We start from the raw sequence: 24,444 nt of genomic DNA on the forward strand, positions 1-24,444 counted from the left end.
GTGCACACACACCATGCGGCGCTGGTCGTCAGGCGTGGTGTCGTGGGGATGAACTCTGAACCAATCGGTGGCCAACTCGGGACCGCCTGTGGACGAAATTCGGCGGTGCACAGGCCCTCACAGTTCATCCCCAGAAGTCCTCCACTATCCACATGGTTATCCACAGGTGTGAATCAATGGAGTGAAGTACGAAAAAAACTCCTCGGTACCGACTCGAGGGTTGTTTCCGGAGGTCGAAACATGACCTGGAACACACCACATCCCTCGAGTCACGACGTGAAACGGCGCGAGCCCCGTACCTCCGGGTGACTCGCGCCGTGATCGTTCCTCGAGGGATGTCCGAGCGGTGTCGCTAGCGCTTCGAGCGCTGCTTGATCCGCGCGGTGAGCTCCTGGACCTGGTCGTATACCTTGCGACGCTCGGTCATTTCCTTGCGGATCTTCTTGTCGGCGTACATGACGGTCGTGTGGTCGCGGCCGAAGGTCTGGCCGATCTTGGGCAGCGACAGATCCGTCAGTTCCCGGCAGAGATACATGGCGATCTGCCTGGCCATGGCCAGGGCGCGGGCCTTGCCGGGGCCACACAGGTCGTCGATGGTGGTGTTGAAGTACTCGGCCGTGACCGCCATGATCGTTGCCGCGTTGATCTCGAGGCTCGTCGAATCCGGCATCAGATCCCGGAGTACGACCTCGGCCAGCGTCAGATCCAGTGCTTGTCCGTTCAGCGAGGCGAAGGCTGTGACGCGAATCAGCGCACCTTCGAGCTCACGGATGTTGCGTTCGATTCGACTGGCGATCAGCTCGAGGACGTCGTGGGGAACGTCCAGGCGATCCATTCTCGCTTTTTTACTGAGGATCGCGATCCGAGTTTCGAGCTCGGGCGGCTGGACGTCGGTGATCAGACCCCATTCGAATCGCGTACGCAGGCGCTCCTCGAGGGTGGCCAACTGTTTGGGTGGCCGATCGGAGGACACGACGATCTGCTTGTTCGCATTGTGGAGGGTGTTGAAGGTGTGGAAGAACTCTTCCTGGATACCTTCCTTGCCCTCGATGAACTGGATGTCGTCGACCAGCAGCACGTCGGTTTCGCGGTAGCGACGCTTGAAGGCGACCTTGCGGTCGTCACGAAGCGAGTTGATGAAGTCGTTCGTGAATTCCTCGGTCGAGACGTACTTCACGCGCATGCCGGGGAAAAGTCTCTGTGCGTAGTGCCCGGCGGCATGCAACAGGTGAGTCTTGCCCAGACCCGACGCGCCCCACACGAACAAAGGGTTGTAGGCGCGGGCCGGAGCTTCGGCGATCGCGACGGCGGCCGCGTGAGCGAACCGGTTGGAAGCACCGATGACGAAGGTGTCGAAGGTGTACTTCGCGTTGAGACTTCCCGCACCCGGGGTGGTGGTCGTCGTCTCCGGCGGCTTGGTGAAGTAGGTCGGCCACGAGTTCTGCACACTCGCGAGCGCTTCTCGCTCGTCGTCGACTTCCTCGTAGTCCGCGGTCTCCGAGTCCGACGGCTCGTCGTCGGAGCTGGTGAGGAAGCGGCGCCGATACGTCGGAGAGCTCGGAGTCTCGGGATAGCCGGTCCGTTCGGGCTCGGGCTTCTCGTCCTCGGGAGCGGAGATTCTGACGCCGAGGCCTTCGACTCCCTGGCCGAGATGACGGCCGAGTGCGTGCAGAATCGGCTCACGTAGGTCGCGTTCGATCGCTTCCTGCGCGAAGGACGACGGCACCGCGAGCAGCGCGAACCCCTGGGTCAGAGTGAGCGGCTCGACCAGAGCGAGCCATGCCTTCTGACCTTTGGTCAGCGGTTGACCACTGTGCCTGTCGGACGTCAACTCCGTGACAACCTCTGGCCAGACGCGCGCCAGCGCACCCGGATCGTCGCTCACGGCGCCTCCTACTAGACCAAACCGAACTGTGCAGATTTCAGCGAAACGAAGATCGCCGAAGCGGTCATGCGGCGCTTCGTCGTCGACTAGCGTCACCGACGGCGAACGGATGCCGGCGAGTTCGAAGACGGACATTGCGCGCGCCCGGTACGAATATGCCACCTGCGGGCTGTTTCCACACAATTATCCACAGGTGTGGATGAACGACACCGGTGTTACCCCCGAACGTCGAAATCCGTCGGAAAACGGCCACTCATGGTCCCTGAGCTGCAATGTTGCGTTCGACGAAATTCTCGAGCTACGGAAGAATCCTGTCGACGGCGTCACCGGTACGCGTCCGAGCGGTTATTCACACACCTCTGTCCCCACCCTTGTGGATGAATTACACCGATGTAGTCTTCTGGGAGACGAATTGCTTGGGTCGTTCCTGCAGGCTCCACTCCCGTGCTTGGCTCATCCCCGCAAGCTCCACTCCCGGTGGGGCGAGTTTGACCCGTCCCCGCTCCATCAGTACTCTCGAACAGTCACCCGAAGCGAGGTGACCGATGCTTGCTGGGTGTTTACAGTTCGGTGTTCGGCCTTCTCGCTGTGGGATGTAATTCGAGTTCGACCGAACTCGGTACTACCGCCAGTAGGCGCCTGGAGTGGGCGCCGAAAATTTTCGAGGAGTGTTGACCGTGGCCAAGGGCAAGCGGACGTTCCAGCCGAACAACCGACGCCGCGCGCGCGTTCACGGCTTCCGTCTTCGTATGCGTACGCGTGCAGGTCGTGCAATCGTTTCTGCGCGTCGCGGCAAGGGCCGCAAGGAACTCACCGCCTAAATCATTGTTCGTCTGAGTTACGGAGCTCGGGGTGTTACCTGAGCCGAACAGACTGCACCGCAGCGCGGATTTCTCGCGTGCCGTGCGTCGAGGCCGTCGAATGGGAAGACAAGACGTGGTTGTTCACGCGTTCGCGCGAGACGACGCACGTTCGGTCTTCTCTGTCGGCTCCCCCAGATTCGGACTGATCGTGAGCAAGGCAGTCGGGCCGGCGGTAACTCGTCATCGAGTTGCGCGCCGGCTTCGGCATATCTGCGCTCAGCTCGTGGTGGATGTGCCGTCCAGCACCGACGTGGTGATCAGAGCTCTACCAGGAGCTTCGGTGCTGACGTCGAAGGAACTGCATCGTCAGGTCCGGTCCGGACTGAAGAAGATGGGCTACTTGGATGCATCCGGCCCCACTGCGTCGAAAGATGCATCGTAAATGAGCTTCCTCCCTCTCGTTCGTTCGCTCCCGGTGCGAACACTTGTCTTCTCGATCGAGCTGTACCGCAATTACGTGTCTCCGCTTCGGCTGCCGACCTGCAGGTTCACCCCCACCTGCAGTGAGTACGCCGTCGACGCGTTGAAGACCCACGGTGCAATCAAAGGCTTGATCCTCGCTTGCGCACGCTTGCTCAAATGCGCCCCCTGGCACTCTGGAGGTTGGGATCCGGTGCCCGAGCGCGGTTCGTGGCGACACCGAACCAGCAGCGACGCAACACAGACTTCGACCGAAGACATCCACTCGTTCGTAGGAGTGGACGAACAGAGGAGTACATAGACCCGTGCTCGATTTCATCTACTATCCGGTCTCCTGGATTCTCTGGGTATGGCACAAGGTGTTCGGCGCCGTCCTCGGCGACGACAACGGCTTCGCCTGGGCGCTGTCCGTGGTGTTCCTGGTGTTCACGCTTCGCTTGATTCTGTACAAACCCTTCGTCAAGCAGGTGCGTACGACTCGGCAGATGCAGGAGTTGCAGCCGCAGATCAAGGCCCTGCAGAAGAAGTACGGCAAAGACAAGCAGCGCATGGCCGTCGAAATGCAGAAGCTGCAGAAGGAGCACGGCTTCAACCCGATCATGGGTTGTCTCCCGGTCCTTGCGCAGGCGCCCGTCTTCATCGGCCTGTTCCATGTGCTTCGGTCGTTCAACCGAACCGGCACCGGATTCGGTCAGCTCGGTCTGAGCGCCCAAGAGACTCGATCGCTTCCGAACTACGCGTTCAACGTCGACGACGTCAACTCGTTCCTGGACGCCCGCTTGTTCGGCGCTCCGATCTCGGCCTTCATCACGATGCCGCAGGATCAGCTCGACGCCTACGCCAACCCAGACCTCGGTCTCGGCATCCCGGCTGTGTGGACGATCGTCGCAGTGTCGGTGCCGCTGATGATCATTGCGGCTGTCGCGACACACCTGAACTCGCGTGCGTCGGTCGCGCGTCAGAGTGAGGCTGCAGCGGCCAACCCGCAGTCCGCGATCATGAACAAGCTCGCGCTGTACGTCTTCCCCCTCGGCGTCCTGGCGTTCGGTGCGTTCCTGCCTATCGCCATCCTGCTCTACTGGGTGAGTAACAACGCGTGGACCTACGGTCAGCAGCACCTCGTGTTCGGCAAGATCGACAAAGAGGAAGCAGCGAAGAAGCAGGTTGCCCTCGAGAAGCGATCGGAGAACGCGCCGAAGCCCGGAGTGAAGCCCGTCAGCAAGCCCAAGCCCGGTGCACGTCCGAAGCTCTCGAAATTGGCTCCCGACGATGTTCAGGCAAGCGGACAGGTCGAGGACGGGGACGCGGATTCGACCGGCAGTTCCTCCGGCGCCGCGAAGCCCAAGCCGCGACCACAGGCCAACCGAAGCAAGTCCAAGCGCAAGCGTCGCTGACGCCGGGATACCGAGGATCAAGAGATGTCTGCAGATACCGATCAAGAAACGAACACGGACAACGCGGTGAGCGCTGGGGATGGAGCGAGTGAGGTCGTGGCAGTCGACACCGAGCAGTCGGACAAAGAACCTGTAGTTGCCGAACCCCAGAGTGTCGATGCCGCACAGGTCGACGACGAGGACATCGACGACGAGGATTCGGAAGACTACCTCGTCGAAGAAGGCGAGATTGCCGGCGACTACCTCGAGCAGTTGCTCGACGTTCTCGACTTCGACGGCGACATCGATCTGGACGTCGAGGGCGATCGCGCGGTTGTGAGCATCGACGGTGGCTCCGATCTGTCGAAGCTCGTCGGACGCAAGGGCGAGGTCCTCGACGCGTTGCAGGAACTGACTCGTCTTGCGGTTCAGCAGTCGACGGGCGAGCGCAGCAAGCTGATGCTCGATGTCGCCGGTTGGCGCGCCAACCGACGCAGTGAACTGAGCACCTTGGGTGTGGAAGCGGCACGTCGTGTTCTGGATAGTGGAGAACGCGAGGAGCTCACGCCGATGACTCCCTTCGAGCGGAAGATCGTGCACGACGCCGTCGCGAAGATCGACGGCGTGGACAGCGAGAGTACGGGCGTTGAGCCGTCCCGACGAGTGGTCGTCGTGAAGGCGTAGTCACCGACGTAGATCCCGTCGAGTCGAGTCTCTCGACGATGATGTCAGCTCGAACCGAAAGCCCCCGGCAATCAGCAGGGGGCTTTCGTGTGTCAGGACTAGGTCGAATTGCATCGATGTTATTCGTGGACCGGTTCGCATTTCCAAGTGTTTTCCGGTGCAGTCCAGTGTGGCCGTGAAACGTCACTGTGACAGTTTCCTACGCACGTCGTGTCGGACAGCTCGATCATCGACATAGCGTCGACGCCGATGCGCGGAGCGGGTGTGTTTCACGTGAAACTGGGAGCCGCCTCGGTCGGTTCGACGCATCGGATCGGTTATCGATGGACTGACCGTGTCGGAATCTCAGCGAGGTTGGATCCAGACTTCGGTGATTGGCGGCGGTTTGGTGCCGGGTATAGCGGAGCCGGATCACGGCGACCCTAGCGAGGGCGTCGACTCTTCGGTGACCATTCGGCGCCGCGTCGATATCGAAAGTCGGAACGCGTCGTCGTTCGGACGGCCTGTTTCACGTGAAACCCGATGGGCGTGTCGACGGGATTCGGGTTTGGGGTCGGAGACGTACGCGGCCGTAGGTGTCGGTGAGTCGTGGTCCGTCGTCGGATCGTCTCCCACTCCCCCGGCTGTAGGCGGTGTTGGTTGTGAGATCCGAGACCGCCGGAGTCACGTCGTCACCGTGTTTCACGTGAAACTTAGGTGACTGATGGAGGTACGAATAATTTATGGTTCGAAATCATCATTGTTCGAGAGGATCAGTCGAGCGTCGCCCGATCGTCTCTGTTCACTCAGGGTCCGGTTCGCAGGATCCGACCGATGGAGCTGTACTGGGTCACGTCTGACAGCCGACTGCTGATGTTGCATTGATGGTCGCATCGGCTCGGCAGCGCATTGTTCCGAATGCGAGAAGGAGACTCGACGGCGAACCGCGAATTCCCCGGCGTCGGAACGAACGGTTGGCCACACAACCCCATACGAGCGATGATCGGAGAATCGCCGGTGGGAGTCCGATTGCGAGACATCGGGGCCGGCGGGTCTGCGAGGAGTACGCCCGGTCGTGAAGTGATCCGGCGGCCTTATGTATCGAACGAGGGTCAAGGAAGAGAGTTTGGTGTCTACGTGGCGGGATTTGTTCGCAAGGGCCCGCCCGATGACAAGAGGCCGGTTCGGGTCGGAACCAGGCACCGGCTGGAACCGGCCGCGGACTCTCGGGGGCGCGGTGCGGTGCTGATGCACGATCGAGTCTGGAACGGTCGGTCCGGCCGTGACGCGTTGGTTCCGCGAAGAAGGCCGGTTCGCAGTCGAGGGTTATCGCACAAAGGGGTGTGCGCGATGGACGTGGTCGAGTGGGTAGAGACTAAACACCGAGTTGGGAATGCCCAAGCCCGATTGCGCCTGTTTCACGTGAAACCAGGATGCGGCTTTGCGACCCGATGGGCGGGTCAGTGGGCAGCCATGTAAGTCGTGTCGTGACGGACCGAAGTCGGTAGCTCGCTGTAGACCGGCGGTATCGAGTCTGGTCGGTCGCGATCTGTAGATGACCACACCGGAGCCGACCCTGTTGCCTTGTTCCACGTGAAACGACAAAACGGGCCGTGGCCACGATCCTACGGGTGCCGGATCGTCGCGGATGCGCAACGAGTTTCAAGACAGGCGAACTCCCCCGTCAATGTTCGTACACGACGGCTGCCAACTTCCTTGGTTTCATCGACAGCCTCCGGAAACCGTCGCAGTGAGCCCGCGGGGCGCCTCAGTGATATGAAGTTGAAGTGCGTCCGTCCACTGCGAGCGAACCGGTCACTGAACGGTGACGAGTGGGTCCGAACCAAGCTGGGTCGAAGGCGTCCAGGAATGATTGCCGAACTGTCAGGCACTGTGTGTCCGTCCAGCGGGGCGGTGGTCGAATCTCCAGAGTTCGGCTCCAAGGCAGCCACGCCGCTGCAGGGCTCTCTTGTCGGCGGCCGACATCCACGGGGTCACATCCGGTCGGGTGAAACTGTTTCACGTGAAACTCCACCGATCGTACGAATTTGGGTGATTTCCGAGCCAATACGCCTCGAGGGTTTGGCGAAGCGACCCCCTACACGGGAGGATGGAGGACGTGCAACCAGAGCCGCTTGATGACGACAAAGTATTGGCCATCGCCGAGCGCGTGTTCGGTCCGCGGGTCGATCTGGCGCAGCAGTATCACGAGTCGTTGGCGACGCTCGGTGTCGAGCGAGGGCTGATCGGTCCGCGCGAAGTTCCTCGGTTGTGGGAGCGGCACATCTTGAATTGCGCCGTAGTCGGTGAGCTGATCGACGAGGGCGAGCGCGTGGTGGACATCGGAAGCGGAGCGGGGTTACCCGGTATCCCACTCGCGATTGCGCGTCCCGATCTCCACGTGACACTCGTCGAGCCGCTTCTTCGACGCACCGTCTATCTCGCGGAATTCATCGAGGGCGCCGGGCTGGATGTGTTGGTGGTCCGGGGCCGCGCCGAGCAGCCGGGAGTGAAGAAAGAAGCGGGTGGGGCCGACGTCGTCACCTCCCGTGCCGTTGCTCCACTGGAGAAGCTCGCCAAATGGTCTCTCCCGCTGATCCATGAACGCGGGCGGATGCTCGCCCTCAAGGGAAGTAGCGCTGAAGAGGAAATCGAACGCGATCGCTCTTCCCTTGTTCGCTTGGGTGCTGGCAAGCTGGAAGTCGTCAAGTGTGGCGTGGATATTGTTCCGACGCCCACGATCGTGGTTCGTGCCGAACGAGTCCCCCGTCGCTTTCCGCGTTCATGACACAGTACTTGGCTTCGAGTCAGGTCCCTCAATCCACGTAGTTCAATCCGTTCCGCATTAAGGAGCACATATGTCGGGTGGATCCGATCCCACTGTTTCACGTGAAACAGATGGCAACGTTTCACGTGAAACAGAATCTTCTGCGCCCAGTTCCCGAAGTTCCCGGAGCAGCGCAGGATCGAAAGCGACGGACGGATCTGGTTTCGGCGCGTACAGCAGTATCTCCCCCGACGACACTCCTATCGGTGCGGCGGCGCACAGAGCGAGTCAGGTGCTGCACCCGGGCAGCGTCACGCTCCCCAAGCCCGACAAACGACGGATGTTGACGATCGCCAACCAGAAGGGTGGCGTCGGCAAGACGACGACGGCCGTCAACCTGGCTGCTGCGCTCGCGATTCAAGGGCTGACTGTTCTGGTTGTCGATCTCGACCCTCAGGGCAACGCCAGCACCGCTCTGGGCGTCGAGCATCACTCCGGGGTGCCCTCGAGCTACGAGGTCCTGATCGGAGAGGTCAGCGCCCGCGACGCCATCCAACAGAGCCCCCACAGCGAGCGCCTGTACTGCATTCCGGCAACGATCGACCTCGCCGGCGCAGAGATCGAATTGGTCTCCATGGTGGCCCGTGAGGGACGCCTGAAGACGGCACTGGCGGACCTCGACTCCATCGACGCGGACTTCGTCCTGATCGACTGCCCGCCTTCGCTCGGATTGCTGACCGTCAACGCGTTGGTCGCGGCGACGGAAGTGCTGATCCCGATCCAGTGCGAGTACTACGCCCTCGAGGGTGTGGGTCAGTTGCTCCGCAACATCGAGTTGGTTCAGGCACATCTCAACCCCGCTCTGCATGTCTCCACCGTGATCCTGACGATGTACGACGGTCGTACGAAGCTCGCGGATCAGGTCGCCGAAGAGGTTCGGAAACACTTCGGAGATGCAGTCCTCCGCGCGGTGATTCCGCGCAGTGTGAAGGTCTCCGAGGCGCCTGGCTACGGAATGACCGTCTTGGATTACGACCCCGGCTCGCGCGGCGCGATGAGCTATTTGGACGCGGGTAGAGAACTGGCAGCGCGGTCCGCCGGCGCAGCAAACGACGGAACGCAGGAGCACTAGGAACCATGAGTCAGACACGCAAAGGCGGTTTGGGCCGCGGACTGGCCGCACTGATTCCCACCGGACCCGACGCAGGACCGCGGCTCGGCAACGCAGCCGCAGACGTCGTCATTGGTAAGGACAACTCGGCCACACGGGCCAAGCCGAAGCCGGCTGCCGCGGGATCGGCCGAAGAGGTGGCGTCGGCGCCCACCCCGACACCGCCGGTGCGGAGTTCCGACGAGGACCTCTCCCCCGCGGGTGCGGTGTACCGCGAGATTCCTCCGGGGCTGATTCAGCCGAACCCGAAGCAGCCGCGCAGCGTCTTCGACGACGAGGCGCTCGCCGAGCTGGTTCACTCGATCCGTGAATTCGGGTTGATGCAACCGATCGTCGTACGCACGCTCGAAGGCGGCAAGTACGAGCTCGTGATGGGCGAGCGTCGGTGGCGCGCGAGCCAGGAAGCGGGACTGGATTCCATCCCGGCGATCGTTCGAGAGACCGCGGATGACGCGATGTTGCGCGACGCCCTGCTCGAGAACATTCACCGAGTTCAACTCAATCCACTCGAGGAGGCCGCGGCGTATCAGCAACTCCTCGAGGAATTCGACGTCACTCACGAGGAACTGGCGGCCAAGATCGGCCGATCTCGGCCGGTTGTCACCAACATGATTCGTCTTCTCAAGCTGCCGATCGCTGTGCAACGACGCGTCGCAGCGGGTGTTCTGTCCGCCGGCCATGCGCGTGCGTTGCTGTCACTTGACGCTGGGTCCGACGCTCAGGAGGCTCTCGCGGCACGGATCGTTGCGGAAGGCATGTCCGTCCGAGCAACGGAGGAAGCGGTCACTCTCGCAAATCGGGAGGACAGTTCGGGTCCCAATCCGGCTCCGCGGCGGAAGCCGATTCAGATGCCGGGGCTCCAGGATGTCGCGGATCGTCTCTCCGATTCGTTCGACACCCGAGTCACGGTGAGCCTCGGCAAGAAAAAAGGCAAGATTGTGGTCGAGTTCGGCTCGGTCGATGATCTTCAGCGCATTGTCGAGATGATGGAAAATCAGAAGAAGAAGTAGCCGCGAAAATTCAGGTACAGACACACACGGTCATTACGTCACGGTGACGTAAGTGCTGGAAGATCGGACGAAGATGTATGTCGAGAACGTGAAAAGTACTGCAGTGCAGAACTTTACAGCGAACACGTCGATTCGAGGTGTGACCGGACGAGTTCAGTCGGCTCAGCGCCCGCTACATGAGGCGCGACGGGCAGATCGATCGCATATTCTTGACGAGCGTGCCCGATGTTCTGTGCGGGACGCCGAAAGTTCTAGGGCTTGGAAGCTGAGGTAAGCAGTGTCGCCGCTCGTCACGGGAGTCACGTTGGACTCCTTCGATCGACTACCGACCCATACACGGCGATGCCGCTTCTGGGTACTCGATCCAGCTACCGACAAAGCAGATGGCGGTGCCGTAGATCTCGAGCTCGAGAACGAAGCATGGTTGTCGATGATCATGCTCGAGTGGGGATCCTGCGGACAACTGCTCACACTCGACGGTGCGACAGCGGGCTGTGCCCTGTATGCCCCTCCGAGTGCTGTCCCCCGAGCCGCGCAATTCCCGACGTCGCCGGTGAGTGCCGACGCCGTACTGTTGACGACCCTCCGAACCGAATCCGATGTCGACAGCGAAGGAAACTCGGCAGCGCTGATTCAAGCTGTCGTCGCAGATCTGGTCAATCGCGGCGTACGGGCACTCGAGGCATTCGGCCTACGACGCACCGACGACGACGAGGTGCAGGGGCCGAGAGCATCGGCGTCGTTGGTGTGCACGGAGGCCACGTGCATGATCGACGCGGACTTCCTCGAAAAAGCAGGGTTCGAAGTTGTTGCGCCTCATCACCGTTACCCTCGCCTTCGCCTCGAGCTCGACCGTGACCACGGTTGGAAGGAAGACGTCGAATCGGCGCTCGAGCAGCTCCTCATCGCAGCGAGCCTGACGATGGTGGAAATCGAGCACAAGACGCCCGTCGGAGTCCGCTGACACACCCGCCGACATTCGCCTGTCGGCGGGTTTCTCAGCGCCTGTCGGCTGCGGCCAGTTCTTCGGCCAAGAGTTCCGCGAACGTGAAGGTGCCCGTCGGCTGATCGTCCTGACCGAGGAGATAGAGACGCTTGACCGCGATCAGGATTGCTTCGGCGATGATGTCGCGTGAGCGAGGATCGCCGAGGACGGCTACGTCTGCCGAGTTGGTGAGATAGCCGAGGTCCACCTGAACGGTGGGCATGTTGGTGAGCCGCAACAGATCCCACGTTCGGCCGTGGCTACGGCAATCGAGAAGCGGTGTGCGAGCGACGATTTCGCGCTGGATGTAGCCGGTGAGGACCTGGCCGATGAGCGAGGTGGAGCCGTGCGAGTTACCGAAGTGGAAGCTCGCGACACCGTTGGCGGCGGTGCTGGAACTCGACGCACATCGGAGCGAGATCATCAGGTCGGCGTTGAAGGCGTTGGAAGTCTCGGCACGTTCGGCGACGCTGGGATTGGTGCCGCGCGCCCTCGAGAGGAACGTCTCCATACCGGTTGCTGCCATGCGGCCCTCGAGTCGGCTTGCCACGTCCCACAGAATTTCGGCTTCCGAGATTCGGCCGTACAAGCCGTCGACGATCAGGCCGGTATCCGCTCCGCCGAGATCGGGGTCGATGACGATGCGCTTGCCGGTCAGCTGTGGCCCGGACTGCCGTACCAATTCTTCTTCACTGATGGCATGCGGGGATCCACCCGTGACGCGAGCACCCAGCAACTCGAGGGAACGCAGTGTGGCGGGCCCGCAGATGCCGTCGGGAGACAGTCCGATTTCACGCTGGAACGAGGAGAGACCCTCGTGTGTCTTGGGGCCGAAGTATCCGTCGACACGTTCGCTGTAGAAGCCCAGATCTTGCAGACGCGTCTGGAGGGTGGCGACGTCGTCGCCGTACAGCGGCGCGGACAACTGGTAGATCAAAGTGCGAGCGCCGAGCCGGTAGGACGCTTCCTTGAGAGACCGGTACGTCGCGGGCCCGACGATGCCGTCGACCAGTAGACCGCGGTGTTGCTGGAATGCACGGACGGCGCCATCGAGGGACGAATCGAAGTCCGAGGTGGGTGCACTCCAGTGCAGCGTGTCATCGGTGGTGGGCGACGCGGTGTCCAGCAGGAATCCGAGAGAAACCAGCGTGCTCCGTACCTCTGCGACGGCGGGACCGCTGTCGCCGTGACCGAGTCGGTGCATACCCCAAGACCTCCTGCTGAAGAACGCTGATCGTCGGCCGCGTCGCGTTCCGGAGGAACCGTGACCACCGGTGGCTACGACGCCGACGAACAACAGTCGATGTGCCGACACTGCGTCGGCACATCAGACGATTGTCGCAGAAAGTAGCCGACGGACCGCAATCCACGCCCGAGTGGACCCGGACGAGCGACCTTGCGCAGTCGGGCGTGGATGAGGTAGACCGTGTGCCTGCTACAGAACGGCGTCGAGGTCCTTGAGCAGTGCTGCCTTGCCCTTGGCGCCGACGATCTGCTTCACGGGCTTGCCACCCTGGAAGAGGATGAGCGTCGGGATGGACATGACCTTGAAATCGCGCGCGGCCTGGGGGTTGGCGTCGATGTCCAGCTTCGCGATGGTGAGCTTGTCGGAGTGCTCGGCGGCGATCTCCTCGAGGACCGGGGCGACCATCTTGCACGGTCCGCACCATGTCGCCCAGAAGTCGACGAGGACCGGCTTTTCGCTGGTCAGGACGTCGTCCACGAACGACGCATCGGTGATGGTCACGGTCTTCTTGTCATCGGACATATTCGGTGTGCTCCTGAGGGTTGGGACGAAAGATGAAGCAGGGTCGATCAGGCGGAAACAGCGTCGACCGGCTGGTCAGCGTGTTCGAGCGTATTGCTGGTGATGTCACCCTGCTCCGCGAGCCAACGCTCGGCATCGATCGAGGCGGTGCATCCGGTACCGGCTGCGGTGATGGCCTGCTGGTACACGTGGTCGACGAGATCTCCGGCGGCGAAAACGCCGGGCAGCGACGTTGCCGACGACGGCGAGGCGACCTTGACGTAGCCCTCGTCGTCCAGGTCCACCTGGCCTTTGACGAGTTCGCTGCGGGGATCGTGGCCGATCGCGACGAACAAACCCGTGACGTCGAGGGTGCTGGTCTCGCCGGTGCGGGCGTCTTCGATGATCAGGCCGGTGACGGACGTGTCACCGAGGACTTCGTTGACCTTGGTGTCGGTGAGGAAGCGGATCTTGTCGTTCTTCTTCGCACGTTCGAGCATGATGCGTGACGCACGGAATTCGCTGCGGCGATGGACGATCGTGACACTGCGCGCGAACCGAGTGAGGAATGTCGCCTCCTCCATCGCGGAGTCCCCGCCGCCGATGACGGCGATGTCCTGGTCGCGGAAGAAGAAGCCGTCGCAGGTGGCGCAGGCGCTGACGCCGCGGCCGAGCAATTTCTCTTCCCCGGGAATGCCCAGGTAGCGGGCTGCTGCGCCCATCGCGAGAATGACGGCACGTGCCTGGTAGGTCTCGCCGTTCGCGGACACGGTCTTGACATCGCCGGTCAGGTCGAGTTCTTCGACGTCCTCGGTGCGGATGTCGGCTCCGAAGCGCTTGGCCTGCTCGCGCATCTGCTCCATGAGGTCCGGTCCCATGATTCCTTCCCGGAAACCGGGAAAGTTCTCCACCTCGGTGGTGGTCATCAATGCGCCACCGAACTGAGTGCCCTCGAACAGCAGTGGCTCGAGCTCGGCCCGGGCTGCGTAGACACCAGCGGTGTAGCCGGCCGGTCCCGAGCCGACGATGATGAGGTCGTGAACCTTGGGCGTAGTCATGCGGACCTTCCGATAGATGTTCGGGTAGCAATCGCGTGAAGCAAGTGAACTTCAGACGTGTGTGACAACACCAGGGTAAGGGGTGTTGTTCCCGCTCGTATCGGGCCAGTCACTCGATGTCGCGTCGGACCAACGTCGCCGGATTGTTCGCCCCGCAGTCCGGTCCGACCGCCAACAGCACCATGCCGTCGGCAGCCGAGGCGGTCGCGATCACCAGCATCACTCCCGGCCTGCCGTCGAGTTCCACGGACGCAGACCCGAGCACCGTGCTGTTCGAGCGAAAGCCGTTGGCGATCAGGCATTCGCGAAGGTTGCCCGCGTCGGTGACCTCGTCTCGCCCCCGCGTCGCCATCACGTCGAAGGCGAGGGAGCTGTCCAGATCGTCGGAGCTCAGCACCAACGTGGGTGCATCCGCTCGAAGATCATCCGCGTACCCGCCGTCGGTGACGCCCGATTTGTCCGACGTCGCCACCACCACCGCTGCCGCGACCACCGTCACCAACACGACCGAAGCTGCGATCCCGGCCGCCAGGACGGTGCGTGACGTATGACGACGCGACGCGAGTGCAACCGGGGCCCGGTTCTGGGTCGAGGTGTCCGTCGGAGCCTGAACCGGGGGTGCGGCGGACAGTGCGCGATCGATACGTTCCGCGACCTCGGGAGGCATCGGCTCGCCCGAGGCCAGCTCACGGCCTGCGGTAGCCAACCGCTCGGTGACGGCGTCGAGTGCGTCGAGAATCCGGACCGCATCGGGGTCCTGTCGGACGCGTGGCCACAGTTGCGCACTCACTGCATCCGGAAGAACGCCTGCATGGAGATCGGCCAGGAGATCCGGCGAGTACGGAGGCTCCAGGAGACCGGCGTCGGATGAAGTCATGCCGATCTCCTTCCACGCATGATTCGGTCCTACACACTGTAAGACGCACCGACCTGGTTATCGGTTCCCCTCCTCGCGGAGAAAGTCGAGAAGCCCCGCGAGCTTCAATCTGCCGCGCGCACAGCGGCTCTTGACGGTGCCCGTCGGAACACCGAGGATCCGGGCCGCGTCGGACACCGAGTATCCCTCCATGTCCACCGCCACGACCGCCGCACGTTGCTCCGGGGCCAACTCCATCAGTGCGTTGTGCACCTCGATCGACGTTTCGACCGCGGACATCTGATCGCGGACGTCCGGCAGTTCGGCGGAGTCACCCTCGGGCAGTGGAACCGTCGGCCTCGAGCGATTGCGTCGGATGCGATCGAGGCAGGCGTTGACGACGATCTTGTGGAGCCAACTACGTACGGCCGCATCCGCTCGGAACGACGCTGCGGTCCGATGCGCGGACAGCAGAGCTTCCTGCAAGGCGTCGGCGGCGTCCTCGGTGGTGTAGCTGGTTCGCCGCGCCGTCATCCACAGATGCTCGTGGTGTCGATGCACGAGCGTCGTGAACGCCCGCTCGTCGCCTGCAACGTGCGCAGCCAACAACTCCACGTCGGAACGCCCACTCAGAACATCCCCGACGCCGCTTAGATCTGCACTCCCCATACGAAAACGGCTCCCCCCGTGTTACCGCATTGCTGGAGAGCCTAAGCCATAGAGACCGCGGAGTACGAAACGTTGTCGAATTCAAGCATTCTGCAGGTGAGGGGAGATCCCGCAGACCGTTGGTCAGGATTGTGCGGTGAACCCGAAGTCCGCGATCGACGACTGATTGCGACCGCTGTCCGAGCTCAACCCGGTGATCCACAGCAGAACGTGGCTTGTCGGCTCGCTGACCTGGAGCGGGATATCGGTCACGCCACTACCCAGAGTTGCCTGACCGATCACGGTGGTGTCGCTCAGACTCGGCGAATCGCTGGGTGCGGACCTGATCTCGACGACCGTTCCCGGTGACGGGGAATTGACGAACGCGCTGGTGAGCACCTGTGACGACGGGAGCGTGGCGATCAGGCCCACACCGTCCTTGAGCGACGGGAACGGCTGGAAGTAGGAGTCCGTCGCCCACACGGTCGACTGGTCCCCGTCGATGGCATTGGATGCCGATCCGGCGTTGTCCGCGCTGCCCTGCGGCGAGAACACCTCCACCGAATCGATTGCCACCGGGCTCGACGCCGGGGCCGCAGGAGCGGGCGCACCCGGTGCGGGCGGTGCCGTCTCCTCGGTGGTCAGACCGAGGGCTTCCTGAGACGTCAGTGGCTCGTCCGAGCTGCCGCCCGCGATGAACGTGAACAGCCAGTACCCCGCGAATCCCAGCACGACCACCGTGAGAACGCCCAGCACCGCCAAGGCGATGTTGGTGCGACGGGACCGCTCCTGCTGGGCCGCCATCTCCTCCGGATCGGCGAGCGAATGGCCGGATGCACCGGGTGCCCGCTGTCCGAGCCTCAATGCGGGCATCAGATCGGTCTTGTCGTTGACGACGGCTGCCTGGTCGAGGACATGCTGAACCGTCGCAGCGGTCCTGATGCCACTGTTTTGCTCGAGGGCGCGCACCGCCACTGCGGAGATCTCGAACGGTACGTCCGAACGGACTCGGCGTGGCTCGACGGCGTTACCGTTCGAGTCGCGATCTGCGGGCTTCATGCCGCCGACCGATCGAGGCTGTCCGCCGGATGCGGCGTCGACGAGGGGCCAGCGCGCCGTGATCAACGCGTACAACATCGCGCCGAGACCACGGACGTCGGAACCTGGATCGGCGTCGGCCAACGTTGCCGGGAACGCCAGAACGGCGTTGCCGCTGGTGCTGATGCGGACGCGGTCCGGATGGTCGATCGACAGTGCGCCGCCGCTGCGGTGGGCAGCCTCGGCCGCGGCCGCCAATGCCTTGATGGCCCGTGCTGCACCCGTCGGCGACGGAACGGTGTCCGCCATCTCGCGGAGCGAGCGACCCGGAGTCCACTCGGCGACGACGATTCCGCCGGAGCTTCCGCGCACGACGTCGAGCACGCGTGCCAGGCCGGGGGAATTGATGCGGCCGAGGCGCAGTGTGCGGGACAGGATGGCCTGCGGACCCTCGGGGCGGTCCACCGAGACGTCGGTCGATTGCTGCTCGGAGTCGACGAACGTCAACGCGACCTCGCGGTCCAGCTTGACGTCGTGCGCCTGCCAGAACTTGAGGCCACGTGCACCGCCGTGCGGTGCCAGCAGTCGATAGCGGCCACCGGCAACCGAAGCGCCGGGGATCAGCTTCGGACCGCGGAGCGAACGCGGGTTCTCGGTCGGGGCACCGGACTTCACCGGCGTCACCTCGGCAGCCGGAGCGTCCTTGGCTGAAGGGTCCTTGGCCGGAGCTTGCTTGGCCGGGGCGTCCTTGGCTGGGGTTGCGGCCTTCTCGGCCGATTCCGCGCCTGCTGCGGACGTCGATTTCTCGGTTGCATCTTCAGCCGTGGAGGCTGTCTCGGAGTCCGCTGTCGCGGCCTGCGGTGCCTTCGAAGTAGGTGTCTTGCTCGCTGCCGGCTCGGCGGCAGCAGTCGTCGAAGCCGACTCGGACTCGGCCGCGGTCGCACCCTTGATCAGAGACGTCTTCTCGCCGGCGCTCTTCTCGGAAGCGGGCTTGTTGGAATCGGGCTTGTTCACCGGGAGCTTGGCTGTGGCAGTGCTGTCGGACGACGCTGTTGTGGTCGGCTCGGTGGAGTCCGACGATGCGGCCTGCCGCTCGTCCACCTCCACGCCACCTTGTGCTCGGTCGCCGCCCTTGTGTGCGGACTCGGCCGGCCCCCCAGCCACTTCGTCGTCGGTCACTCTCACTCCTTCACGCGTGTATGCCCCGGGTAGCCCCATGCGCCCGCCAGGTTCAGGCAGGCGCGACGAGGACGGCGTCCCGGTCCGCCGACGTCCAGGGTACGGGAGTCGGTCGGGTGCAGTGTCCCATGCAGAAACAGAACTGACGACCGGTATGGAATCGGGATGTGCTGGGACGACGGGCTCGGGAGCGGGCGCTGACCTTTTCAGGACGCGGTCGACGATTCTGCGGATGGCGACGGTGACGGCCAGGACTTCCGGGATGCGTCCGAACCACAGGATCCCGAAGGTGATGCCGAGCATCAGCACTGCGCAGATGCCGACGCGGACGATGGCACCGATCATGCCGAACGGTTCGGTGAGGCCACCGAGATCGACGATTCGGTCGATCGCGAGCATCGCCGTCCCGCCTGCGGCCGACGCGATCAGAACCATCCAGATCGTCTTGCCGACGTTCGCCATGCGGAGATTTCCGAGGCTGCGGTGCAGCAGAATTCCGCCGATACAGGCGCCGACGACGAAACCGATGCCGTTGGCGACACCCAGCCACAGCACGACCTGCTCGTCCGAGCTGGCGACGACCGGGGCGAGCGCGGACAGGGCGATCTTGATTCCGGTGATGCCGAGGATGATCCACGTCGGTGTCCAAGCCTGTTCACGGGCGTAGAACACGCGGAGGTGGATCAGCACCAGGGCGTACGGGATGAGGGTGAAGGCCGACCAGCTCACCGCTTCTCCCAATCGCGGTGCCTCGTCCTTGAAGTTGCCGAAACCGAACAGTGCTTCGCCGACCCACGGGCCGGTGAAGGTCAGGAACACGACGATCGGCACCAGGGCGACCAGTGTCAGGCGAGTCGCGACGGACAGGTCGTCGACGACGGCCGGCGTGTCACCGTTGGCGGCGTTGCGACTCAGTCTCGGCATGATGGCCGTCAACACCGTCACGCCGAGGATGCCGTACGGCAGTTGCAGCAGGATCCAGGCCTGTGAATAGATGGCCGGGCCTGCTTCGTCGGCGCCGGCGGAGATGTTCGTCGCGAACACCAGGCCGACCTGGCTGATGACCACGTAGAGGACGATGGCGGCGGCCATCCCACCGAAGGCCTTCAGGCGGGCGTCGAATCCCCACAGTGGGCGTAGGTCGATCTTTTCGCGCCGCAACGCCGGGATCAGAGCCGCGACCTGCGTCACCACACCGGCGGTGACGCCGAGGCCCAGGATGAGGATGTGCGGATCGCTCATCTCGACCGGATTCAGCGTGATCTCGCCCGGGACGAAGAAGTAGAGGGAGAAGACACCGAGCACGATCAGGTTGTTCCACACCGGTGCCCATGCGCCGGGCCGGAAGTTCTGGCGGGTGTTCAGCACGGCCGTCAGCAGGCCGGACAGTCCGTAGAAGAGGATCGCGGGGAGAACCAGGAAGGACAGCGCGGTGGTCAGGTCGCTGCTGACCTTGGCGTCGTCCTTGATCAGGACGCGCGAGAGGAGGGGCGCGCTGATCGTCGCGGCGACCGATACGACGAACAGCATGGTGAACGCCAACGTGAAGAGCCGACGGATGAAGGACGCGCCCCGATCGGGGTCCTCCATCTCGGCCCGGACGAGGACCGGTACGACGATCGCGGTGAGGACTGCGCCGAGCACCAACTCCGAGATCATGTTCGGCAGGATCGTGGCGGCGGTGAACGAACTCGCGATGGCTCCGCCGAGGATCGCCAGCATGATCATCTGCTTGAAGAAGCCGGTGATACGGCTGACGAGCGTCGCCACCGCGATCGAACCGGTGGCGGCGAGCAGGCTCTTCTGCGGTTTCGGCTCGTCCATCTGCGGCGGTGCCGCCTCCGGCGGAGGGGGCTGCGGATAGTCCTCGTCGCGGAATCGCGGGATCAGCTGGGTGACCGAGTTGTCCGGGGCAGGGCCACCGTCGGGGGACGGCGGTGCCGGGTAGCTCCGCATCTCCCGAGGCGGTACCGCGGTCCGTCCGTCGCGTTCCCACGGCGCAGGCCTCGGCGGCTCGGTGCGTCGGAAAACCTGAGCTGCGGGCAGCCGTTCGCGAGGCCCGCCGCCGGCGGGCGGCGCTCCCTTATAGGGCAAGTTTCCCGAATACGGGAAGTCGCTACCCGTCATGGTCGTTCGTACCCTTCGTCTGCAGGATCCGGCTGACCCTTGAACCGATGCCACAATCTGCGGCCGGCGAGCAGCAACAGAAGGACCCCGGCGCAGGCGGTGATGATCGCCAACGCCTGTCCGTACGCGTTCGACCGTACGGACACCGTGGACGCTTCGCCCAATTGTTGGCCGTCCAGAGTGGTCAAGGAGAAGTCGACGGCGAGGTTTCTGCTGTCGTCGACCTGGGCGGGCACGGTGATCGTTCGACTTCCGCGCGCCGGTAGTGCCATCGCTCCGACGTCGCTGACGGTCATCTCGGGGGGAGCGTCGACCTTCAGCCGAACGTTGACCCCGATGGGGAGATCGTTGCGGGCGACCAACAGCAGCGGGCTCTGCTCGGACGCCAGGGTGTAGACGCCACCGGGAGCCAGAACCGTCACGGCTTCGAAGATGGAGTTCAGCCCCGCCTCGGACGTGTCCAGACGGATTCGAGCCGTGTTCGATGCGGCCGTCGGGTCCACCGATCGGTCGGCGGTCCCGATGGCACGCAGCAGGTCCTCACGCAGCGGTGCGGTGAACCGGCGCGGCGTCAACACCGATTGGGGGTCCTCGACGAGCGATCCACGCAACGCCTCGATGCGTTTGCTCTGTGCTCGAATGCGATCCTCGAGGTTCTGGTCCCGATCGCTCACACTCGTCGTGACGGTCTCGACGGGCAGCCCGGTCGGTTGCTCCTCGGCCAGCTCGGTGAACGGGCGCGGCGTCGCCAGACCGGTCCGGAGCAGCGAGGACACCGTGCCGAGAATCGCATCGGGTTCGTCACCGCCTGCCGTCCAGTACTGAGGCGGAGCGATGGTCAGAGCTCGAGGAGCGCCGTCGGGTGGCGTCAACGCGTGGTACGTCACCGCGCCGAGAGCATCCTGCAAGCGAGCGGTCCGCGAGTCGCCGGCCAGGTCGTACCGCTGGTCGTCGGGCGTGAAACGCGGCGTCGACGGATCCGTCCCGACGCCGGCCAGAGCCGTCGCCGTCGGGCCGTCGAACACGGTCGCGTTCAGCTCGGCTGCGACAGTGGTGTCTCCGACGACGCGGGCCACGGCCCCCGCAGCTCCGGGAGCGATGCTGTTGTCGGCGACGAGCGCGGTGCGTTGGCCGACGGACCGCACCGTCGCCGCGCCTGCCTCACCGAGTTGACCCGTCGAACTCCACACCACACCGCGTACCGACGTCACGCCGAGGATCGCGTCGACCACCTCGGCCGGCGACTCGAGGGCGGTCGACGCCAACGACGCGTCGCCCACGTTCCCCAGCGTGTCCAGATCCACCTGCGCGAACGGCAGCGCTGTCACGCACATCGATTCGGTGAGGGTCTCGAGCCGCGACAACCATGCCGTCGCTGCGTCGCGACCGTTGCCTTCCCTGCTCGGTCCCGCAGGATCGGCGGGATCGGCGACGACGAGATATCCGCGCGTCATGTTGGAGACGGTGACCAGCAGGTCCGGATCCACCGCGATGCAGAGGCTCTGTGCGAGCTTGCCGCCCGGGTCGACGTCCGACGCGGTCGCCGATTCCACTGCCTCCAGAAGTTGATCGAGCCGTCCGCCCGACGCCAACTCACCGGCAAGATCGTCGTCGACGAGTCGAACCCTGTCGTCGATCGAACCCGGAATGCCCGCCGCGAGGCGAGGTTTGTCCGCCAACGGCCACAGAACCGTCGTCGCCACCGGGTCCGCGGTGCTCGGCGGCAGCGGGACGGCGTCGGGAGCCATCGGGTCCGGCACCGTCGGATCGCGTGGAACCCCGGTGACCGGGAGCAGGAAGCGGGCGTCGTCGAGCCGCGCCGTTCCGCCGTACTCCGGCGTTCCGTTGGCGTTGAGAAGCAGCGGATACACGCCGGGGCGGTCGATGCCCAACGACGGAGACTGCGTTCCGCGAAGCGGCATCGACACCGTGAACTGAGCGCTGGCGCCCTGCTCGAGACTGTCCGCGACGACCTGGAATTCACCGACGTCGGCGTACTCCTGCTGATCCAACGACAGCGTCGTCCGAAGCTCGTCCGGTGACTCCACAGCGTCCGCGCTCTGCATACGGACGCTGATGTCGTCGACCCGGCGGTCCCCGGTGTTGCGGACAGTGGCGCGCACCGTCACGAACGGCTCGCTCGTCGTCGTCACCGTCCCGGGAGCAACCGCGTCGATCGACATCTCGAGAAACTGAGTACCGCGCGTCGTCCGAGGAAGATCGGACGCCGACGACTGATACGTGACGGTCCCGTCCTCGCTCTGCGAGCTCTCCGGTGGATCCTGTGCGGCTGGATCCTGCGCGGCTGGATCCTGTGCAGCAGCAACACCGGTCCCCAGCAGCAGCGACGCACCGAGAACGAGCACCGACGTCGCTGCAGTGATCCTGGAACGTAGCGCCATCACTGCTTGCCGACGGGCGTTTCGGGGTCGTTCGTCTCGCCGCTCATACCGTCTATAAGGCGGCTGGCGATGGCCGCCAACTTCCGTTCGTCCGCGTACGCCAATCGCGAGTTCAGTTCACTCAGCGGAACCCACGCCACTTCGGTGACCTCGACGTCCTCGTCGGAGAGTTCACCACCCAGAAACCTCAGCAAGTAATGGTGCACGGTCTTGTGGACGCGACGGCCCTCCGTCACGAACCAGTAGTCGATACTTCCCAGCGACGCCAACACCGAACCCTGGATACCGGTCTCCTCGGCGACCTCACGCATCGCCGTCTGCTCCGCCGTCTCGCCCTGCTCGATATGCCCCTTCGGCAGCGACCACAACAACCGGCCCCGACGATCCGTTCTGCCGATCAACGCCGCGCAACGCTGCGCAGGCGGGCCGTCCAGCCCATCCACCACCAACCCACCAGCAGACGTCTCCCGAACCGTTCGAAGCCGCGGTTTGTCCGTCTCGGCACGCGAATTCCGCCGCCGCGGGTTGCGGCGGCTCCTGTTCGCACGTTCGCCAGCAGACACCCAACCAATACTAGAGGGAAAGAACCAATGCTTCGGGCTGCCATTCCGAGCTCGTTCCGCGGGCTCCACTCGCGGCCATTCCGAGCTCGTTCCGCGGGCTCCACTCGCGGCCATACCGAGCCTGTTCACGTGGGGCCCTTCCCCCGGTCGGACCGCCTGCTAATAGGCTCTGTCGACGTGGCCGAGAAGTCTCCTGTTCCCCAGCAGCCCGACGTGTCCGCCGACCGTCGCGCACGATTGCTGGCGTCGGCTGCCGTGTCGTTGAAAGAACTGTCGGACATCCTGACGCCGCTGGCCGGTCGGTTCGCCGCCGAGGGACATGAATTGTTCCTGGTCGGCGGCAGTGTGCGCGACGCTGTGCTGGGTCGTCTCGGCACGGACCTCGACTTCACGACCGACGCCAGGCCTGAGGTCGTCCAGCGGCTCCTGACCGGGTGGGCCGACAATCAGTGGGACACCGGTATCGCGTTCGGCACGATCAGTGCGGCGAAGGGCGATCAGCTGGTCGAGATCACCACGTTCCGCACCGATTCCTACGACCAGGTCTCGCGTAATCCCGAAGTTCGGTACGGCACCAGCCTGGAAGAGGACCTGGTTCGTCGTGATTTCACCGTCAACGCGATGGCCGTTCGTCTCGGCGCCGATGGCTCGCAGGAGTTCGTCGACCCTCTCGGCGGCATGGACGCACTGCTCGAGGGACTGCTGGACACTCCGTCGACCCCGGAGAAGTCGTTCAACGACGACCCGCTGCGGATGCTTCGCGGCGCACGGTTCGTGTCGCAGCTCGGGTTCGCGCTGATGCCGCGGGTGCACCAGGCGATCACGGAGATGGCCGGTCAGATCGAACGCATCACGGCCGAGCGTGTTCAGGTGGAGTTGGACAAGCTGATCCTCGGCGAGTTCCCGCTCGAGGGTGTCGACGTGATGTGCGAGACGGGATTGGCCGGGTACGTGCTGCCCGAGGTACCTGCGATGAAGCTCGAGATCGACGAGCATCACCAGCACAAGGACGTCTACTGGCATTCGTTGACGGTGCTGAAGCAGGCGATCGAGCTGGAGGACGGTGACCCGGACCTCGTATTGCGCTGGGCTGCACTGCTTCACGACATCGGGAAGCCGGATACGCGTCGGCACGAGCCGGGCGGAGGCGTCAGCTTCCACCACCACGAGGTAGTCGGCTCGAAGATGGTGCGCAAGCGGATGCGCGCGCTGAAGTACTCCAAGAAGATGATCGACGACGTGTCGCAGTTGGTGTTTCTGCACCTCCGTTTCCACGGATACGGCAAAGGTCAGTGGACGGATTCGGCCGTGCGCCGTTACGCCACCGACGCCGGAGATCTACTTCCCAAGCTGCACAAGCTCGTTCGCGCCGACAGTACGACGCGTAACAAGCGTCGGGCGGCGGCACTGCAGGCCACCTACGACGATCTGGAACAGCGGATAGCCGCCCTGGCGGCGCAAGAGGACCTGGCGCGGGTTCGTCCCGATCTCGACGGCAACGCCATCATGGAACTTCTCGGTATCCCGGCGGGCCCCGAGGTCGGCAAGGCCTGGAAGTTCCTGAAGGAGCTCAGACTCGACCGAGGTCCCCTCCCCCGCGAGGAGGCGGAGAAGGAACTGCTGGCCTGGTGGAAAAACGTCCTGTGAGTTGAGAAAAACGTCCTGTGAGTTGAAATGTAGGCCAGGGCC

Annotated in this window: 19 protein-coding genes; 10 read left to right on the forward strand and 9 right to left on the reverse strand. The window is 63.9% G+C overall.

The features are described from left to right. Positions 1 to 352: 352 nt before the first annotated feature. Positions 353 to 1,885: a chromosomal replication initiator protein DnaA gene (dnaA, locus tag BH95_RS18865; RefSeq protein ID WP_026347785.1), complete on the reverse strand. Its 1,533-nt coding sequence runs from the start codon at positions 1,883 to 1,885 to the stop codon at positions 353 to 355. A 677-nt stretch (positions 1,886 to 2,562) separates the two neighbouring features. On the opposite strand from dnaA, the gene rpmH reads away from it, so the two are divergent. From rpmH to BH95_RS18910, 9 genes are all read left to right on the forward strand, one after another. Next, entirely contained in the window at positions 2,563 to 2,706 is a 144-nt protein-coding gene (gene rpmH, locus BH95_RS18870) for a 50S ribosomal protein L34 (protein WP_026347786.1), read from the forward strand. Between the two features lie 31 nt (positions 2,707 to 2,737). Further along, the gene (gene rnpA / locus BH95_RS18875) at positions 2,738 to 3,130 is read left to right on the forward strand and encodes a ribonuclease P protein component (protein ID WP_080738036.1); all 393 of its coding nucleotides are present in this window, start codon (positions 2,738 to 2,740) and stop codon (positions 3,128 to 3,130) included. Then, on the forward strand, positions 3,131 to 3,469 hold the full coding sequence (gene yidD, locus BH95_RS18880; protein WP_019665060.1) for a membrane protein insertion efficiency factor YidD: 339 nt from the start codon (positions 3,131 to 3,133) through the stop codon (positions 3,467 to 3,469). Between the two features lie 4 nt (positions 3,470 to 3,473). After that, positions 3,474 to 4,562 (forward strand): membrane protein insertase YidC, encoded by a 1,089-nt coding sequence (gene yidC, locus BH95_RS18885; RefSeq protein ID WP_033189447.1) that lies wholly within the window; start codon positions 3,474 to 3,476, stop codon positions 4,560 to 4,562. 24 nt (positions 4,563 to 4,586) lie between these two features. Continuing rightward, complete coding sequence (locus BH95_RS18890; protein WP_037183508.1) at positions 4,587 to 5,225, forward strand: Jag family protein; 639 nt, start codon at positions 4,587 to 4,589, stop codon at positions 5,223 to 5,225. A 2,089-nt stretch (positions 5,226 to 7,314) separates the two neighbouring features. Then, complete coding sequence (gene rsmG, locus BH95_RS18895; RefSeq protein WP_037183510.1) at positions 7,315 to 7,992, forward strand: 16S rRNA (guanine(527)-N(7))-methyltransferase RsmG; 678 nt, start codon at positions 7,315 to 7,317, stop codon at positions 7,990 to 7,992. Between the two features lie 70 nt (positions 7,993 to 8,062). Next, positions 8,063 to 9,103 carry a ParA family protein gene (locus BH95_RS18900; RefSeq protein WP_037183512.1) on the forward strand — a complete coding sequence of 347 codons (1,041 nt, stop codon included), beginning with the start codon at positions 8,063 to 8,065 and terminating at the stop codon, positions 9,101 to 9,103. Positions 9,104 to 9,108: 5 nt separating this feature from the next. After that, positions 9,109 to 10,152 (forward strand): ParB/RepB/Spo0J family partition protein, encoded by a 1,044-nt coding sequence (locus BH95_RS18905; protein ID WP_019665067.1) that lies wholly within the window; start codon positions 9,109 to 9,111, stop codon positions 10,150 to 10,152. Positions 10,153 to 10,429: 277 nt separating this feature from the next. Then, positions 10,430 to 11,116: a hypothetical protein gene (locus BH95_RS18910; RefSeq protein ID WP_019665068.1), complete on the forward strand. Its 687-nt coding sequence runs from the start codon at positions 10,430 to 10,432 to the stop codon at positions 11,114 to 11,116. 34 nt (positions 11,117 to 11,150) lie between these two features. On the opposite strand, the gene BH95_RS18915 is transcribed toward BH95_RS18910, so the two are convergent. The 8 genes from BH95_RS18915 to BH95_RS18950 all read right to left on the reverse strand — a co-directional run bounded on the left by BH95_RS18915 (position 11,151) and on the right by BH95_RS18950 (position 22,755). After that, complete coding sequence (locus tag BH95_RS18915) at positions 11,151 to 12,341, reverse strand: N-acetylmuramoyl-L-alanine amidase (RefSeq protein WP_037183514.1); 1,191 nt, start codon at positions 12,339 to 12,341, stop codon at positions 11,151 to 11,153. A 231-nt stretch (positions 12,342 to 12,572) separates the two neighbouring features. Further along, positions 12,573 to 12,905, reverse strand: a complete 333-nt coding sequence (trxA, locus tag BH95_RS18920; RefSeq protein WP_019665070.1) for a thioredoxin — start codon at positions 12,903 to 12,905, stop codon at positions 12,573 to 12,575. A 47-nt stretch (positions 12,906 to 12,952) separates the two neighbouring features. After that, complete coding sequence (gene trxB, locus BH95_RS18925) at positions 12,953 to 13,942, reverse strand: thioredoxin-disulfide reductase (protein ID WP_037183517.1); 990 nt, start codon at positions 13,940 to 13,942, stop codon at positions 12,953 to 12,955. 109 nt (positions 13,943 to 14,051) lie between these two features. Continuing rightward, a complete protein-coding gene (locus BH95_RS18930) occupies positions 14,052 to 14,819 on the reverse strand; it encodes a hypothetical protein (RefSeq protein ID WP_037183519.1) in 768 nt (255 codons plus the stop codon). Between the two features lie 57 nt (positions 14,820 to 14,876). Further along, positions 14,877 to 15,467 carry an RNA polymerase sigma factor SigM gene (sigM, locus tag BH95_RS18935; protein ID WP_051104895.1) on the reverse strand — a complete coding sequence of 197 codons (591 nt, stop codon included), beginning with the start codon at positions 15,465 to 15,467 and terminating at the stop codon, positions 14,877 to 14,879. A 123-nt stretch (positions 15,468 to 15,590) separates the two neighbouring features. Next, positions 15,591 to 19,790: a lipid II flippase MurJ gene (locus BH95_RS18940; protein ID WP_037183521.1), complete on the reverse strand. Its 4,200-nt coding sequence runs from the start codon at positions 19,788 to 19,790 to the stop codon at positions 15,591 to 15,593. After that, the gene (locus BH95_RS18945; protein ID WP_037183523.1) at positions 19,787 to 22,192 is read right to left on the reverse strand and encodes a DUF6049 family protein; all 2,406 of its coding nucleotides are present in this window, start codon (positions 22,190 to 22,192) and stop codon (positions 19,787 to 19,789) included. Before BH95_RS18945 ends, BH95_RS18940 begins: the two co-directional genes overlap by 4 nt. Further along, the gene (locus tag BH95_RS18950) at positions 22,192 to 22,755 is read right to left on the reverse strand and encodes an NUDIX hydrolase (RefSeq protein WP_026347790.1); all 564 of its coding nucleotides are present in this window, start codon (positions 22,753 to 22,755) and stop codon (positions 22,192 to 22,194) included. The genes BH95_RS18945 and BH95_RS18950 overlap by 1 nt, the downstream gene beginning before the upstream one ends. A 177-nt stretch (positions 22,756 to 22,932) precedes the next feature. On the opposite strand from BH95_RS18950, the gene BH95_RS18955 reads away from it, so the two are divergent. Beyond that, entirely contained in the window at positions 22,933 to 24,402 is a 1,470-nt protein-coding gene (locus BH95_RS18955; protein ID WP_037160653.1) for a CCA tRNA nucleotidyltransferase, read from the forward strand. The last annotated feature ends 42 nt before the right edge of the window (positions 24,403 to 24,444 follow it).

The organism is Rhodococcoides fascians A44A, from assembly GCF_000760735.1.
Classification (GTDB): Bacteria; Actinomycetota; Actinomycetes; order Mycobacteriales; family Mycobacteriaceae; genus Rhodococcoides; species Rhodococcoides fascians_E.